15 protein-coding genes are annotated in these 16,360 nt (G+C 60.1%); 8 read left to right on the top strand and 7 right to left on the bottom strand.

What is annotated here, in order from left to right; translation table 11 throughout:
* Positions 1–29 precede the first annotated feature (29 nt).
* The 3 genes from AB4N48_RS01740 to AB4N48_RS01730 all read left to right on the top strand — a co-directional run bounded on the left by AB4N48_RS01740 (position 30) and on the right by AB4N48_RS01730 (position 1,983).
* Complete coding sequence (locus AB4N48_RS01740) at positions 30–998, top strand: polyprenyl synthetase family protein (protein WP_016773120.1); 969 nt, start codon at positions 30–32, stop codon at positions 996–998.
* A 181-nt stretch (positions 999–1,179) separates the two neighbouring features.
* On the top strand, positions 1,180–1,521 hold the full coding sequence (locus tag AB4N48_RS01735) for a zinc ribbon domain-containing protein YjdM (protein WP_016773119.1): 342 nt from the start codon (positions 1,180–1,182) through the stop codon (positions 1,519–1,521).
* 204 nt (positions 1,522–1,725) lie between these two features.
* The gene (locus AB4N48_RS01730) at positions 1,726–1,983 is read left to right on the top strand and encodes a PA4570 family protein (RefSeq protein ID WP_460094702.1); all 258 of its coding nucleotides are present in this window, start codon (positions 1,726–1,728) and stop codon (positions 1,981–1,983) included.
* A gap of 139 nt (positions 1,984–2,122) precedes the next feature.
* On the opposite strand, the gene AB4N48_RS01725 is transcribed toward AB4N48_RS01730, so the two are convergent.
* The 3 genes from AB4N48_RS01725 to AB4N48_RS01715 all read right to left on the bottom strand — a co-directional run bounded on the left by AB4N48_RS01725 (position 2,123) and on the right by AB4N48_RS01715 (position 3,786).
* Positions 2,123–2,740 carry an FKBP-type peptidyl-prolyl cis-trans isomerase gene (locus tag AB4N48_RS01725; RefSeq protein ID WP_039761705.1) on the bottom strand — a complete coding sequence of 206 codons (618 nt, stop codon included), beginning with the start codon at positions 2,738–2,740 and terminating at the stop codon, positions 2,123–2,125.
* 120 nt (positions 2,741–2,860) lie between these two features.
* A complete protein-coding gene (locus AB4N48_RS01720; RefSeq protein WP_110603155.1) occupies positions 2,861–3,166 on the bottom strand; it encodes a DUF6482 family protein in 306 nt (101 codons plus the stop codon).
* A 131-nt stretch (positions 3,167–3,297) separates the two neighbouring features.
* Positions 3,298–3,786: a TIGR00645 family protein gene (locus AB4N48_RS01715; protein ID WP_016773116.1), complete on the bottom strand. Its 489-nt coding sequence runs from the start codon at positions 3,784–3,786 to the stop codon at positions 3,298–3,300.
* A gap of 160 nt (positions 3,787–3,946) precedes the next feature.
* Here AB4N48_RS01715 and AB4N48_RS01710 point away from each other — a divergent pair, with 160 nt between their 5' ends.
* On the top strand, positions 3,947–5,776 hold the full coding sequence (locus AB4N48_RS01710) for a hypothetical protein (protein ID WP_457265233.1): 1,830 nt from the start codon (positions 3,947–3,949) through the stop codon (positions 5,774–5,776).
* Here AB4N48_RS01710 and AB4N48_RS01705 read toward each other — a convergent pair.
* Both AB4N48_RS01705 and AB4N48_RS01700 read right to left on the bottom strand, forming a co-directional pair.
* A complete protein-coding gene (locus AB4N48_RS01705) occupies positions 5,773–6,093 on the bottom strand; it encodes a PA4575 family protein (RefSeq protein ID WP_016773114.1) in 321 nt (106 codons plus the stop codon). The two genes, AB4N48_RS01710 and AB4N48_RS01705, sit on opposite strands and share 4 nt — an antisense overlap.
* Before the next feature lie 324 nt (positions 6,094–6,417).
* The gene (locus AB4N48_RS01700) at positions 6,418–8,856 is read right to left on the bottom strand and encodes a Lon protease family protein (protein WP_056790505.1); all 2,439 of its coding nucleotides are present in this window, start codon (positions 8,854–8,856) and stop codon (positions 6,418–6,420) included.
* 302 nt (positions 8,857–9,158) lie between these two features.
* Here AB4N48_RS01700 and AB4N48_RS01695 point away from each other — a divergent pair, with 302 nt between their 5' ends.
* From AB4N48_RS01695 to AB4N48_RS01680, 4 genes are all read left to right on the top strand, one after another.
* On the top strand, positions 9,159–9,647 hold the full coding sequence (locus AB4N48_RS01695) for a DUF3015 domain-containing protein (RefSeq protein WP_016773112.1): 489 nt from the start codon (positions 9,159–9,161) through the stop codon (positions 9,645–9,647).
* Between the two features lie 97 nt (positions 9,648–9,744).
* Positions 9,745–11,598 (top strand): Lnb N-terminal periplasmic domain-containing protein, encoded by a 1,854-nt coding sequence (locus AB4N48_RS01690; RefSeq protein WP_056790507.1) that lies wholly within the window; start codon positions 9,745–9,747, stop codon positions 11,596–11,598.
* Between the two features lie 219 nt (positions 11,599–11,817).
* Complete coding sequence (locus tag AB4N48_RS01685; RefSeq protein ID WP_073475524.1) at positions 11,818–12,174, top strand: hypothetical protein; 357 nt, start codon at positions 11,818–11,820, stop codon at positions 12,172–12,174.
* A 70-nt stretch (positions 12,175–12,244) separates the two neighbouring features.
* Complete coding sequence (locus AB4N48_RS01680) at positions 12,245–12,739, top strand: GreA/GreB family elongation factor (protein WP_460094701.1); 495 nt, start codon at positions 12,245–12,247, stop codon at positions 12,737–12,739.
* Here AB4N48_RS01680 and gdhA read toward each other — a convergent pair.
* Positions 12,736–14,073: an NADP-specific glutamate dehydrogenase gene (gdhA, locus tag AB4N48_RS01675; protein ID WP_460094700.1), complete on the bottom strand. Its 1,338-nt coding sequence runs from the start codon at positions 14,071–14,073 to the stop codon at positions 12,736–12,738. The two genes, AB4N48_RS01680 and gdhA, sit on opposite strands and share 4 nt — an antisense overlap.
* 349 nt (positions 14,074–14,422) lie before the next feature.
* Positions 14,423–16,087, bottom strand: coding sequence for an energy-dependent translational throttle protein EttA (gene ettA, locus AB4N48_RS01670; protein ID WP_016773108.1), 1,665 nt, complete (start codon positions 16,085–16,087; stop codon positions 14,423–14,425).
* Between the last annotated feature and the right edge of the window lie 273 nt (positions 16,088–16,360).

Here is a 16,360-nt window from a genome sequence, read left to right as displayed (position 1 = left end):
GCGCAACCCTTCTGGAGCGACTCTCGCTGATGCAACCCCAAGCTTTCTACCGCGCGGTGGCGGACGATTTTAGCGCCGTCGACGGCATCATCAAGAAGCAGCTGACGTCTCGAGTGCCGCTGGTATCGAAAATCGGCGATTACATCACGTCGGCCGGCGGCAAACGCCTGCGTCCTTTATTAGTGTTGCTGTGTGGCAAGGCCCTGGGTCGCGAAGGCGACGACATGCGCCTGCTGGCCGCCACCATCGAATTCCTGCACACCGCGACCCTGCTGCATGACGACGTCGTCGACATGTCCGGCATGCGCCGTGGCCGCTCGACCGCCAACGCCATGTGGGGCAATGCCCCGAGCGTGCTGGTCGGCGACTTCCTGTATTCGCGCTCGTTCGAAATGATGGTCGAACTGGGCTCGATGCCGGTGATGAAGATTTTGTCTCAAGCCACGCGGATCATCGCTGAAGGCGAAGTGTTGCAGCTGTCCAAGGTGCGAGACGCCAGCACCAGCGAAGAAACCTACATGGAAGTCATCCGCGGCAAGACCGCGATGCTCTTCGAAGCCTCGACCCACAGCGCCGCCGCCCTGGCTGGCGCGACCGCCGAGCAGAGTGAAGCCCTGCGCACGTTCGGCGATCACCTGGGTGTGGCGTTCCAGCTGGTTGATGACTTGCTCGACTATAAAGGCGACGCGGAAACCCTGGGCAAGAACGTCGGCGACGATCTGGCCGAAGGCAAGCCAACCCTGCCGCTGATCTACACCATGCGCGAAGGTACGGCCGAGCAGGCGGCACTGGTGCGTCAGGCGATCCAGAAAGGCGGGATCGAAGACCTGGAAAGCATCCGCATCGCCGTCGAAGCGTCCGGCTCGCTGGAGTACACCGCGCAACTGGCCCGCGATTACGTGGCCCGCGCGATCAAGTGCCTCGAGGCGCTGCCGGCCAGCGAATACCGCGATGCGCTGGTTGAATTGAGCGAGTTCGCGGTAGCCCGCACGCACTGATTCATCCCCTGTGGGAGCGAGCCTGCTCGCGAAAGCAATCTGCCAATCGACTCAATGTTGACTGACACAGCGCTTTCGCGAGCAGGCTCGCTCCCACAGTTGTTTCTGCGCTATGCCCTCCTCCGCGTAAAACCCTATACAATGTGCGCCCTTTAGTCCTCCTGATACCCAAGGAACCTTAGTGAGCACGTTGCCACCCTGCCCGAAATGCAATTCCGAATACACCTACGAAGACGGCACCCAACTGGTCTGCCCCGAGTGCGCCCACGAGTGGTCTGCCAGCGGCGAAGCCGAAGTGGCGGCCGATGATGCCGTGAAGAAAGATTCGGTCGGCAACGTCCTGCAGGACGGCGACACCATCACCGTGATCAAGGATCTCAAGGTCAAAGGCACGTCGCTGGTGGTCAAGGTCGGCACCAAGGTCAAGAACATCCGCCTGTGCGATGGCGATCACGACATCGACTGCAAGATCGACGGCATCGGCCCGATGAAGCTCAAATCCGAGTTCGTCAGAAAAGTCTGAGCCTTGCGTCATCCATCCTGCGCCAGCCGTGGGATGGAGCTTTGCCCTCCCCGCTTCAGCTCAATAAATCCGCGCATGGCCATCAGCCAGCCATTTTGATCTGACACAACCTTTACCCGGAAAAGTCCACAATCCGCCAATAGGCACTTGCTATTTGACGAATAAGAATTATTCTCATTGAAACCTTTCAAGGAGATGAGACCCATGACTTATTTGATCGACGCCTGGCTGGATCGCCCACACCCGTACCTCAGAATCCTCCATCGGGAAACCGGCGAAGTCTGTGCGGTGCTTGAAGAAGAAGCCTTGCATGAGCTGCAGGATCAAGGTGATCTGGACGTCAGCAGCCTCAATTCCAGCGAGCCGCTGATACTCAAGGAGCTGGTGCGCAATCTGTTCCTGTTCTGCTATGCCCGGGCGTTGCGCCCGACCAATGAGCTGCACAACAAGATCGAAATATGAGCAGCATTAAAAAAACCTGTGGGAGCGAGCTTGCTCGCGAAAGCGATAAATCAGTCAACGAATGAGTCGACTGAAAAACCGCCTTCGCGAGCGAGCTCGCTCCCACATTTTTTAGCCCGCCATCTAGGCAGGCTCGGTATTACAGAACGTCCAGCAGCTCGACGTCGAATACCAGAACGCTGTGCGGCGGGATGCTGCCCACGCCTTGTGCGCCGTAAGCCAGTTCGCTCGGCACGTACAGGCGCCATTTGCTGCCGGCATTCATCAGTTGCAGGGCTTCGGTCCAACCAGCGATCACGCCGCCAACCGGGAATTCTGCAGGCTGGCCGCGCTCGTAGGAGCTGTCGAACACAGTGCCGTCGATCAGGGTGCCGTGGTAATGCGTACGTACCTGGTCTTCACGGGTCGGCTTGGCGCCTTCGCCCTGAGTCAGCACTTCGAATTGCAGGCCGGAAGCCAGGGTGGTGATGCCGTCACGCTTGGCGTTTTCGGCGAGGAAGGCCAGGCCTTCGCCAGCCGCGGCTTCAGCCTTGGCCGCTGCTTCGGCTTGCATGATCTCGCGGATCACTTTGAAGCTGGCGGACATTTCTTCCTGGCCAACACGGCTTGGCTTGCCGGCGAAAGCGTCGGTCAGACCGGCCAGGATCGCGTCCAGGCTGACACCCGGTGGCGGGTTGTCGCGCAGCTGGTCGCCGAGTTGACGGCCGATACCGTAGCTGACGCGGGTTTCGTCGGTGGACAGATTTACTTCGGACATGACACTGCTCCGCTGTGCGGACGGCAACAGGACTTGCCGTGCGTGCACAGCGCGTCCCGGCGCGCCCGGAACCAAAAGGGCGAGCAGACTAGCACAGATACCCCGGACTTGGGGCCGGGGCTACAGGGCCGAGCGCCAGGCGAGCGGCACTTTCAGGCTTTCATCGAGGTCAGCGACCAGCCCGCACATTTCGTCATGGACCGAGGTGTGCACAAGGTTGAATGGCAGCACCGGGAAGGCATGCAGCAGATCCCGCGCGTGCTCCACTGAGCGCAGCGTCAGCATATTGCCCTTGAGATCGCTCAACGGATACGCCGTCCCATGCATCCTCGCTTCCAACAGGTAAATGCCCCCTTCCATGGAGATCAGGTTCAACTCGTCGACCTTTTTGGCAACAGCAAACGCGTTCAACTCTTGCAGGTTCATGGAAGCACCTCACACCGTGGCGAATCGCACCGTTACAGGCATAGGCCGCTGCGCTTGAAAGCACAAGCCACAAACGAAACCGCCCGTCTGTTTCGCTACAGACGGGCGGTTTTTTTGCCTTGATCGGCTGATCAGTGCTTGGTGACCTTGTCCAGGTAACCCATGGCAAACGCGGACACCACAAAAGTCATATGAATGATCACGTACCACATCAGATGCTCGGGATCGACGTTCTTGGCATCCATGAAGATGCGCAGCAGGTGGATCGAAGAAATCGCCACGATCGACGCCGCGACTTTCATCTTCAGCGACGACGAGTCCATGGTGCCCAGCCAGCTGAGCTTCTCTTTGCCTTCGTCGATGTCCAGTTGCGAGACGAAGTTCTCGTAGCCGGAAATCATCACCATCACCAGCAGACCACCCACCAGCGCCATGTCGATCAGCGACAGCAGCACCAGAATCAGATCCGATTCAGCCATGGCGAAGACGTTGGGCAGGATATGGATGATTTCCTGGAAGAACTTCAATGCCAGCGCCAGCAGACCGAGGGACAGGCCGATGTAGATCGGCGCCAGCAGCCAGCGGGTGGCGTACATTGCATTTTCGATAAAGCGTTCCATTGACTCTCACACAAGGGGCTGGAAATGGCGGCGAGTATAACAGCCCGCTGTGACAGCCAGAAACCGCCGGAAAATCCGCCACCTGCGTGTGTGTGACAAAGTTTTTCTGCTAGTGTCCAAAGCATTGACAGCCCAATGACAGTGGACAGGATGCGTGGAAATGGATGTGCGATCAGCCTTGACGACTGCCGGAATCTGCCTCGCCTTGCTCATCGGCGGTTGCTCGCCCGGCGATGAAAAACAAGTCGCCAACCTTGACGAAAAGACCGCCACCTTCGAACAGTCCCTGGACACGATCAGCGATCCGAAGCTCAAGGACGCCATCACCGAACTCGGCGGTTCGCTGCTGTTGCTCGAACGGGCCAGGCTCAAGCTTGACGACATCACCCCGCATACCGAATACGGTGCCGACGCCCTCGCCGTGCTCAAGCACTACCCTACCCCGCAGGCGCTAGTCGATACCTTCATCAACGGCCTGTTCGTGCTGCACAAGGACGCCAGTTCGGATTACCTGACCGATCTGCAACCGGTATTCCCGTTCAACCTGAACATTCCCGGCGGTTTTCTATTCCCGCACGGCATCGAGTGGCACTCGGTGACGTTGAGCAACAAACGCGTGATCGCCTGGCAGCCGGAGTGGTCGGAGACCGATCCTGGCATTCAGCTCAGCCCGTCCAGCTCCAACGTGACCAACCCCGATGACCTGACGGTGACCTATCCGTTCATCGATGGCCTCAACGTCGACAAAAAAAGCCTGCCACAACCGGTCAGCCTGCAAGGCCAGGTCGAGGTCATTGCGCCCCGTCGCTTGTACAGCTTCGACCTGACGCACAAAGATGTCGGCCAAACCCGCAGCAACGACAACCTCAGCGTCAAACTGCTCAAGCTGGAAAAGAACTTCGCCGAGGTCGAAGTCAGCAACAGCCTGCCGCTCGCGGCAGAAGTGGCCGAAACCCGGATCAATCCGCTGATCGTCCAGGCCCGCGACGCCAGCGGCCAATACCTGGTGCGCGCCGGTTCAATCAACGAAAGCCCGGAGCAGGTCGCGTTCTACCAGAAGCAACTGACGCAGTTACAGAAGCAGAAGAGCTGGAGCGACACCCTGGAAAAACAGCTCAGCGACGAACAGCAAGCCTTCGAGAAAGAACACCCGCGCCGCTACAACAAGGTGTATTTCCACGGCCCGATCGACACACTGGAAGTCAGTGTGCTCGACTTCTCCTCGGCAACAGTGACGCGCAAATCCCTGGACCTGCCGGTGCGCACCTTCAATCCGCACACCACGGCCAAAGCCGTGCAGCCGCTGGACCTGCCAGTTGTGGTGTATGACGATCTCGCCGCCAACTGGCTCAAAGGCGCGGACCTGACCGAGGAACAATTGAAGGCCGGCGTGCGCATTCATCAATCGGTGGAAGAGCCGAGCGCGGCGCGTATCGAGTTTTCCCACCGCCGCACCTTCAATGACGAATTGCTTGGCGACCAACTCAATCCCGGCGTCAGCCCGGTGACTTTCTTCACGGAAAAGCGCGGCGGCAAACTCGACGAGCCGATCGAACTGCCGCCCGAGGCGTATCAGGTCGATCCGCTGCAAGCGACGATTACATATGATCTGAACCTGTTTCCGGAAACCCCGGCGATTGCCGTGGGCTCGATGCCGTTATTTCTGGCCACGGTGGCCAAGCAATCCTACGACGCGCAGTCATTGCCCAAAGGCCTGGCGATCAAGGACAACACGCTGGTGGTCGACCTGAAAACCTTCCCGGCCAACGAATGGCGTTTCTTCGTCAAGGACGACAGTGGCCACTACCTCAAGCAGATTCTTTCGGTCAGCCACGACGCCAGTGCAGAAGGCCCGGCGCTACTCGGCGTGCACTATTTTTACGGTCGCCCGACTCGCGTGGAAACCTATCAGCGCACCGACCTCGCCACCGTGCAATACGGTTTTGAGGTCAAGCTCGACAAGGCGCAGGTCGACCAGTCAGCACCTTAACCGTTGAGGCTGCGCCCACGGCCGCCGTTGATCTGCCGCAACTGGGCTTGCAGGTGCAGGCTCCAGATCTGCGGATCATCGGCCAGTTCGTAACCATGCAAGGTCAGGCTTTCAACGATGGTGTCGAGAATCGACTCGGCCGCGACCGGGCCGTGAAAAGGGCCTTGGGCTTTGATCGCGGAAGGTTGTTCGCCGGCCATGCCGGCCGCGAAGAGCAGCGTCCACATGCCGTTGTCGCCGGCCAGCGGCTTGACGGCGCATTCGATCCGGGTCACCAGACCCAGGCATTGACGGGTGAGACAGAGGTTGCGCGACATGGCGGCGACCCTCGGTAAAGCCGGTATTCAGCCCCCATGGGAGGACTGGCTCGATCCAGTGATACTGTCGATATCCTTGACCTGAGAATAGAAGAAAAGTGTCCCGCGCAAGCCAAATGGAACCAGAAGGCGCCGAATGGTCATTGTGTGAATATTGGCGCCAGACTCGTGACACATTCCCCGAAGATCTCCGCAGAAATCAATCTGGAAAAGCATTGTGGGAGCGAGCCTGCTCGCGAAGACGATGGATCAGCCAACTCATTCGTCGATTGATACAGCGCTTTCGCGAGCAGGCTCGCTCCCACAGGGTCTGGCGTGAACTGATCAGGCCGGTTTGGCTTCGGCGAGAGCCTCCTGCGCCAGCTCCTTCTCGGCCTCTTTCAAGTCCTCTTCGCTGATCATCTCGGCGATATCGCGCAGGCGCTCGACCACTCGGGCATTGATGCTGCCTTCGGGGAATTCGCCATCGGCGTTCGGCTCTCCGGCCGGCTCGCCCACCAGCAGGCTCAGCGCCTCATCGGCCTGACGCACCGCATACACGTGGAACTGGCCGGCGCGCACGGCGGCGAGGACTTTCTCATCGAGCATCAGCGTGGCGACGTTGGCCTGGGGAATGATCGCGCCCTGCTCGCCGGTCAGACCGCGTGCTTCGCAGAGGCGGAAGAAGCCTTCGATCTTCTCGTTGACCCCGCCGACCGCCTGCACTTCGCCAAACTGGTTGATCGATCCAGTGATGGCAAAACATTGCTTGAGCGGGGTTTTCGACAGTGCCGAAATCAGCGTGCACGCCTCGCCCAGCGATGCACTGTCGCCGTCGACGTAACCGTACGACTGCTCGAGCGCAATGCTTGCCGAAATCGCCAGCGGGAATTCCTGGGCGTAACGGCTGCCCAGATAACCGGTGAGGATCATCACGCCTTTGGAGTGAATCGGCTGGCCGAGGTTGACCTCACGTTCGATGTCGACGATACCGCTGCCGCCCGGATAGACCGTGGCGGAAATCCGCGCCGGCACGCCGAACGCCGAATCACCGACCTCCAGCACCGTCAGCCCGTTGCACTTGCCGACTGCTGCACCGTCAGTGTCGATGAGGATGATTCCGGCGAGCATGTCGTCGAGAATCCGCGCCGAGACCCGCCCGGTGCGGGTGGCCTTGGCTTTCAGGGCGCGTTCGATATGGCCGGCGTCGGTCATTTCATCGCCGGCCAGATGGCGAATGAAATCCGCCTCGCTGACCAGTTGGAACAGATCGCCAATGCGCGCCGACAAGCGCCCCTGATGCTCGGCCAGCCGTGCGCTGTAGGTCGCCAATCGTGCCACCGCATCGGCGGTCAACGGCGCCATGCCTTCTTCCGAAGTACGCGTCTTCAGGAGCTGGGCGAACTGCTCGAGGCTTTCGTCGACCATCGGGATGTCTTCGTCGAAGTCGACCAGAACGCGAAACATCTCCTGGAAGTCCGGATCGAGATCCTGCAGCGTGTAATACAGCTGCCGCGCACCAATGATGATGACTTTGACCTGCAGCGGGATGTGCTGCGGATTCAGGGTCATGGTGGCGAAGCGGCCCATCTCGCCCAGCGGCGACTCCATTTTCAGTTTGCGCGATTGCAGGGCGCGTTTGAGCGCATCCCACACGAACGGCTCGCTGAGCATTTTTTCCGCTTCGAGAATCAGGAAACCGCCATTGGCGCGGTGCAGCGCACCCGGACGCAACTGCCGGTAAGTGGTGTAGAGCGCACCTTGATCAGTGGTGTACTCGATGCGGCCGAACAGGTTTTCGTAGGTCGGATGTGGCTCGAATACCACCGGTGCACCGCCGCTGGCCGGATGCCCGACCACCAGGCTTGGTGCGTATTGTTCCTCCAGCAACTTGCGCGCGACGGCGTCGGTCTTGCTGTCGTCGACCAGTTGTTCGACCACGGTTTTCAGCAGGTAGACCTGCATCGCTTGCAGGTAACCGCAGACCCCGGCGTTCTCCGCGTACTTCTCCGACAGCGGCGCCAGCAACGGCTGCAAGGCCAGGGTGATGGTTTCTTCATTGAGGTGGCGCAGTTGATTGTTCGACTCGCGCTTCCACTGCGGCAGGCTGGCGAGTTCTTCGTTCAGGCGCTCTTCGAGGCCGGAAATGTCATCGTGAAAACGCTCGCGCTCGGCTTCCGGCAACTGCGCGAATTCGGCTTCGTCCAGGGCCTTGCCGTCGAGCATCGGCGTGAAGGCGATATTGCTGCTGTCGCGGTACAGGGCGACGTCTTTTTCCAGGGCCAGGCGCTCGATGATGTCCAGCGCCTTGTCGTAGCGCTGGTTGAAGGCGCGGTCGATGGCGCTTTTTTTCTGCTGGTAGGACGGGTGTTCGAAAACCGCCGGAAAAGTCGCCAGCAGGTTGTCGATCAGGCCGTTGATGTCAGCGATGAACGAGGCCGCCGTGCCCGATGGCAGCTCCAGTGCACGCGGTTCGCGCGGCTCATCGAAGTTGTTGACGTAGACCCAGTCCGCCGGGGTCTGCAGGCGCTTGCCTTCGGCTTTCAGGTAGCGTTTGACGAACGAGAAACGGCCGGTGCCGGGCTCGCCCATGACGAATACGTTGTAACCGGGGCGTGGCATCGCCACACCGAACTGCAAGGCTTCGACCGCGCGTTCCTGGCCGAGCACACCGCGAAAGGGCTCCAGATCATTGGTGCTAGTGAAGCTGAACTGTTCAGCGGAAAACGGACGAGTCAGCGCTTCGGGCGCAAGACGCAGGCTGGCAGCAACAGGATCAGGCATCGGGCTTCCTTAACAATCAGGCGGGGCAGGTAGCGGCATTCTGGCGCTGCCCGTGCCCCACTGGCAAGGCGCGCCACATGACAAAGCATAGACAAGCGCGCGGCCGGCCGACGCATCCCGATAAATCAGAGGTTTATTCCAAATATTTTGCAAAAAATCACGGAACCGCTGGAACGTGCCTAAACTCCAAACTGCGCGGCTGGAACTAATACCGGCCCACTGACACTTTCGGCTCTGTCCTCGGGCAGAGCGCGAAGGGCCAGAACCCTGTCCATTGGTATGCACATAAAGAGAACAAAGCTATGAAACGGATTCTTCTCGGTACTCTCTTCACCGCTGTATCCATCAACGCAATGGCGCAAGCCCCGGGCGGCCCGGATTGCGGTTGGGGCAACATGCTGTTCGAAGGTCAGCGTGGCACCCCGGCGCACTTCCTTGCTTCCACCACCAACGGCACTTCCGGTAACGCCACGTTCGGTATGACTTCCGGCACCAACGGTTGCTCGACCAACGCATCGCTGACCTACGGCGGCAAATCCTGGTTCGCCATGAATGGCATGATGAACGAGCTGTCCGAAGACATGGCCAAAGGCAATGGCGAAGCGCTGACCACTTATGCCGTGGTCCTGGGCGTAGCACCGGAAGATCGCGCGCACTTCGCGCAAGTGACCCACGAGCACTTCCAGCAGATCTTCAGCAAGGCTGACGTGACCGCTGAAGACGTGCATACCAACACCCTGGCGGTACTGAAATCGGACCCACGTCTGGCCAAGTACGCAACTCAGGCTTAAGCTCGACCCCGCCCGCTTCCTTCGGGAAGCGGGTTTTGTTTTTTTGGCCCGCCCCTCTTTGGGTCTTTTATTTCTTTTCCTGTTCAAGTTGCCGACTATGCTCAAACGCCTTGCCTGGCTGGCGCTCTGTGTCTGCGCCCCGCTGTCCGCCGCGCCTCACATCGATCCTCAACGTTTGCAGCAACTGGCCAACGACCGCTTCTGGATTTCCCTCGGTCATTACGAAACCGCCAAACTCGGCGGCTGGCGCAGCTATGTCAGCGACAAGAAGTTCTTTCTCGCGCCCGACGGCAACGAGCATCCGGACCGCGAACTGGCCGCCACCGTGCAGGCGCTGTACGCCCCGGCCAGCCTCGGCGAGCAACACGCACAATGCGTCTACCCGGCGCGTACACGCTGGCTGAAAGCGCAGCTCAATCTCGCCGACCTGCCAGCGCCCGAATGCGCCGAATACAAGCAATGGTTCAAGGACGTCTCGCCGCACAGCGCGGTGATGATCTTCCCGGCGGCGTATCTCAATAGCCCTTCGTCGATGTTCGGCCACACCCTGCTGCGCATCGATCAGGCGGATGTGCAGGCCGACAAGACTTCGCTGCTCAGCTACGCGATCAACTTCGGTGCCTACATCGAAGGCTCGGACAACAGCATTCTGTATGCCTGGAAAGGCTTGATGGGCGGCTACCCGGGGCTGTTTGCGCTGGTGCCGTATCAGGAAAAACTCTCGGAATACCGCAGCCTGGAAAACCGCGACCTGTGGGAATACCGCCTCAACCTGACTCAGGAAGAAACCGCACGCATGGTCGAACATGTGTGGGAGCTCAAGCAGATCCAGTTCGACTACTTCTTCTTCGACGAAAACTGCTCGTATCGTTTGCTGGAACTGCTGCAAGTGGCGCGACCGAGCCTGCGCCTGACCGAACAATTCCCGCTGACCGCGATCCCGACCGACACTGTCAAAGCGGTGAAAGAGGCCGGGCTGGTCGAACACATCGAATATCGCCCGTCCCGCGAACGTGAACTGCTCAGCCGCGCCGAACCGTTGAGCGATGAAGAACAGCAATGGGTGCTCAAGGTCAGCGCCGATCAAAAAGTCCTGCAAGAGCCGACGTTCAAGGCGCTGCCGCGCGCGCGCCAGGCGTTGATCGTCGACGCCGCCTATCGTCTGGAGCGCTACCGCGCCAACGGCCAGGAGCGCGACCCGCAACGAGCGCAGCGCAGTTTCGAACTGCTGCGGGCGATCAACAAGAACCCGGCGCCGGAGTTGGAAATTCCGCAACCCGGTCTGCCCGAAGATGGCCACGAGTCCCGCACCTGGCAGGCCGGCCTAGGTACGCGAGGCGATCGCGCCTTTGGCGAATATGGCCTACGCATGGCTTATCACGACCTCAATGACAACGCCGAAAGCTTTCCTCTCGGCGCGCAGATCGAGATCCTGCAACTGAAGCTGCGCCAATACGAAAGCAATGACTGGCAGTTGCAGCAACTGGACCTGGCGACCATTCGTTCGCTGACACCGCGCAACGAGCTGCTGCAACCGCTGTCGTGGCAAGTCACCGGTGGCCTTGAGCGCGTGCCGGGCAAGCATGATGACGAGACGCTGGTCAGCCATGTCAACGGTGGCGGCGGCGGCACGTGGCAGTTGGGCGAAGACGTGCTCGGCTTCGCCCTTGGCACGGTGCGCGTGGAACACAACAACGACTTCGCCGAGTTTGTTTCCCCGGCCGGCGGCTTCAACACTGGCGTGCTGTGGAAAAACCCGCTGGGCAATCTGAGCCTGGAGGCCAAGGGCGACTACTTCTTCAACGGTGAAGTGCGCCGCAGCCTGAGCCTGAATCAGCAGTGGGAGCTGTCGCGCAACCTCGGTTTGCGCCTGAGCGCTCAGCGCGAGTTCAGCCAGCTCGCCAGCCCGGAAACGGAAGTCATGCTTGAAGTGAAGTGGTATCACTACTGATCCCGAGCCTGTGTAAATCTCCCTGTGGGAGCGAGCCTGCTCGCGAAAGCGGTGGGTCAGTCAATAGCAGTGTTGCCTGACAAGACGCCTTCGCGAGCAGGCTCGCTCCCACAGGGGCCTTGTGGTGTGCAATGGATTTTTCACAGGCCTTCGACAGCCGCCTCATGAATCCCCTTCTAGACTTTCCTTATGAGCCGAGTATCGGCGCGGGAGAGTGCGATGTGGCGGTGCGTGGGATTGTTGGGCGTTGTATTGGCGCTGGGCGGTTGCCAGACCACCCATGAAGACTTGATCGCCAAGGGTTATCCACCGGCCTTCGCCGACGGTTTCGATGACGGTTGCGTCAGTGGCCGGCAAGCGGCAGGTTCGATCAGCGGCGAGTTTCGCAAGAACGTGCCGCGCTATCTCAAGGACCAGCAATACGCCGACGGCTGGGTCGACGGCTTCCGCCAATGTCAGGCGATGCTCGAAAACAAGGATCGCGAGCAATATCGCAACGAACATTGGGATGAACGCGAACGCGCCTGGCAGCAGCAGAAGGACCAGGACGTCGGGCGGGCTTATCGCTCGCAATAGGTCGTTTGCAGACATCCGTTGAAACCAAATGCCGGCAACCATGGCCCAAATCCTTTAACAGGAGGACTTCATGAGTCGCGCATTCGTCAACGAAGACAACGCCGCCGCGCAGGCTGATCAGCCGGTCGAACGTCAGGTCAGCACGCAGCCCAATTACGTCACACCGCAAGGTCTGGCACAGTTGCACGCCAAGGTCGCCGAACTGCAAAGCCTGCATGCCGAGCAAACGGCCAAGAGCGAGCAGGCCGACAAGCAACGTCTGGCCGATCTGCAACGGGATCTGCGCTATTTCACTCAACGCCTGAGCAGCGCCCAAGTCGCAGTCGCTGCGACCTCCACCGACAAGGTCCAAATCGGTAGCTGGGTGACCTTCGCCGACGAACACGACACTGAACACCGCGTGCAACTGGTCGGCGAGGATCAGGCCGATGCCAGTCAGGGCCTGATCAACTGGGCCTCACCGCTGGGCCGGGCCTTGCTCGGCGCCCGGCTCAACGATGAAGTGCTATGGCAGCGACCTGCCGGCGATCAACTGATCGAAGTGATCAGCATCGAACCGGCTTAAACCACGCCTTGCGCCAACATCGCATCGGCGACTTTGACGAAGCCGGCGATGTTCGCGCCTTTGACGTAATTGACCTGACCGTTGTCTTCGCCGTAATGCACACAGGCGTGGTGGATCGACTGCATGATCGCGTGCAGCTTGCTGTCCACCTCGCCCGCCGTCCACAGCAGGCGCATGGCGTTCTGCGACATTTCCAGACCGCTGACGGCAACACCGCCCGCATTCGACGCCTTGCCCGGTGCGAACAGAATGCCGGCCTCGATAAAGATATCCACAGCCTCCAGCGTGGTCGGCATGTTCGCGCCTTCAGCCACACAGACGCAGCCATTGCGCAGTAGCGTGCGTGCGGCCTCGGCGTCGAGTTCGTTCTGCGTCGCGCAGGGCAGCGCGATATCACACGGCAGCGACCACGGATGTTCGCCGGCGCGGAATTCCAGACCATGGGCGCTCGCCAGTTCGCTGATGCGCCCGCGTTTGATGTTCTTCAGCTCCAGCAGCGCCAGCCACTGTGCTTCGCTCAAGCCTGCCTCGCAGTACAGCGTGCCTTCGGAGTCGGACAGGGAAATCACTTTGCCGCCCAGGTCCATCACTTTGCGCGCCGCGTACTGAGCAACGTTGCCGGAACCGGAAATCGCCACGCGCTTGCCTTCCACGCCCTGCCCGCGGCGCTTGAGCATCTCCTCGGCGAAGTACACGCAGCCGAAACCGGTGGCTTCCGGGCGAATCAGGCTGCCGCCGTAGGTCATGCCCTTGCCGGTGAGGACGCTGGTGAACTGGTTGCTCAGGCGCTTGTACTGGCCAAAGAGGAAACCGATCTCCCGCGCACCGACACCGATATCACCGGCCGGCACGTCAACGTCGGCGCCGATGTGGCGATACAACTCGCTCATGAACGCTTGGCAGAAACGCATGACCTCGGCGTCGCTCTTGCCCTTCGGATCGAAGTCGGAACCGCCCTTGCCGCCGCCCATGGGCAGGGAGGTCAGCGAGTTCTTGAAGGTCTGCTCGAAGGCGAGGAATTTCAGCACGCCGAGGTTCACCGACGGATGGAAGCGCAGGCCGCCCTTGTACGGGCCGATGGCGCTGTTCATCTGGATACGGAAGCCGCGATTGACCTGGACCTTGCCCTGATCGTCGACCCACGACACGCGAAACACCACCGCGCGCTCCGGCTCGCAGATACGCTCGAGAATGCCTGAAGTCAGGTAATGCGGATTGGCTTCAAGAAACGGCCACAGACTGCGCAGGACTTCTTCGACAGCCTGGTGGAATTCGGGTTGATCCGGGTCGCGTTTTTTCAGGCGCGCAAGGAAGGATTCGACGGATTCGATCATGGGCAAAGTCTCGGCAAATTTATTGTCGTTGGAGGAGATTGGGCCGGACTGTAACAAACGAATTGCGCACAGGAACAGAGCAAAATGTCGCAGTTATGAAATTAAATGGTGCACAGGATATAAATCCGAGGGGTATTTGATCCGTTTTTGCACCTGAGTGGGGAGCACAGATCCAAGACTTGCACCAACAGTTACACCGTATTCGCGAGCAGGCTCGCTCCCACATTTGGAATGCGTTACCCCTGTGGGAGCGAGCCTGCTCGCGAAAGCCGCAACTCGGTTTATCAGGAAAAACCCAGGGCAAAAAAAACGGAGCCCGAAGGCTCCGCTTTCTGCAACCAACCCGATTTCAGGCCAGTTTCTTGTGACGTACCCGGTGTGGCTGGGCCGCTGCTTCGCCGAGGCGCTTTTTGCGGTCGGCTTCGTACTCGGTGTAGTTGCCTTCGAAGAACACCGCTTGCGAGTCGTCTTCGTACGCCAGGATGTGCGTGGCGACACGGTCAAGGAACCACCGATCGTGGGAGATCACAATGGCGGCGCCCGGGAAGTCCAGCAGGGCTTCTTCCAGCGAACGCAGGGTTTCCACGTCGAGGTCGTTGGACGGTTCGTCGAGCAGCAGGACGTTGCCGCCCTCCTTCAGGGTCAGCGCCAGGTGCAGACGACCGCGCTCACCGCCGGACAGATCCTTGACGAACTTCTGCTGATCGCCGCCCTTGAAGTTGAAGCGGCCGACGTAAGTGCGCGACGGGATCTCGTAGTTGCCGATGCGGATCTGGTCGGAACCGTCGGAAATCTGCTGGAACACGGTCTTGCTGCCGTCGAGGTCTTCGCGGCTCTGGTCGACGCAGGCCAATTGCACGGTTTCGCCGATTTCGATGCTGCCCGAATCCGGGGTTTCCTTGCCCATCAGCATGCGGAACAGCGTCGACTTACCGGCACCGTTACCACCGATCACGCCGACAATGGCGCCTTTCGGCATGGAGAACGACAGGTTGTCGATCAGCACGCGATCGCCGTAGCCTTTGGTGACGTTCTTGAATTCGATGACCTTGTCACCCAGGCGCGGACCGGCCGGGATGTAGATCTCGTTGGTTTCGCTGCGCTTCTGGAATTCCTGCGATTGCATTTCTTCGAAGCGTTGCAGACGTGCCTTGGATTTCGACTGGCGGGCCTTGGCGCCTTTGCGCACCCACTCCAGTTCTTCTTTCATGGCTTTTTCGTGAGCCGACTGCTGCTTGGATTCCTGGGCCAGGCGATCGGACTTGGCTTCGAGCCAGCCCGAATAGTTGCCCTCGTAAGGAATGCCCGCGCCGCGGTCGAGTTCCAGAATCCAGCCGGCGACGTTGTCGAGGAAGTAACGGTCGTGCGTGATCGCGACCACGGTGCCCGGGAAGTCGTGGAGGAAATGCTCCAGCCACGCCACCGAATCAGCGTCCAAGTGGTTGGTCGGTTCGTCGAGCAGCAGCATGTCCGGTGCGGACAGCAGCAGACGGCACAGGGCGACACGACGCTTTTCACCACCGGACAGGTGTTCGACTTTCGCGTCCCAGGCTGGCAGACGCAGCGCATCAGCGGCGACTTCCAGCTGGCGCTCGAGGTTGTGGCCGTCGCTGGCCTGCAGAATCGCTTCGAGCTTGGCCTGTTCAGCGGCGAGCTTGTCGAAGTCGGCGTCCGGGTCGGCGTAGGCCGCGTAGACTTCGTCCAGACGCGCTTGCGCATCCTTGATCACGCTGACCGCTTCCTCGACCACTTCACGTACGGTCTTGGCAGGGTCGAGCTGCGGCTCTTGCGGCAGGTAACCGATGTTCAGGTCCGGCATCGGACGGGCTTCGCCTTCGAACTCGGTGTCGACGCCAGCCATGATTTTCAGCAGCGTGGATTTACCCGAACCGTTGAGGCCGAGTACGCCGATCTTGGCGCCGGGGAAGAAGGACAGCGAAATGTTCTTGAGGATTTCCCGCTTCGGCGGAACAACTTTGCCCAGCCGATGCATGGTGAAGACGTATTGAGCCATGGAGAACCTTGGGTCAGTGACAGATGAATGATTGGAGCGCAGGCGATGCCTGGCCAGACCGGTGCGCGTCGTTCACTTGAGGATCATCAATGCGTGCGCGCGGAAAAAGTCTGATTCTAGGAGCTGGAACGCCCCCGCGTAACCGGCAAAGCTACCTTAATGACCGATGGCAGTCCAGCCGAGAGGGGCTGGCACTTCGCCACAACTCAAGGCATGCTAGCCGCCCTTCGGGCGTCCGGCTTATAGTGCACGTCGCGCCAGTCCAGCCAAATC

The organism is Pseudomonas sp. S2_C11 (assembly GCF_054668395.1).
Note: the sequence above shows the minus strand (reverse complement) of the source record. Positions and strands in the feature narration are given on the sequence as shown.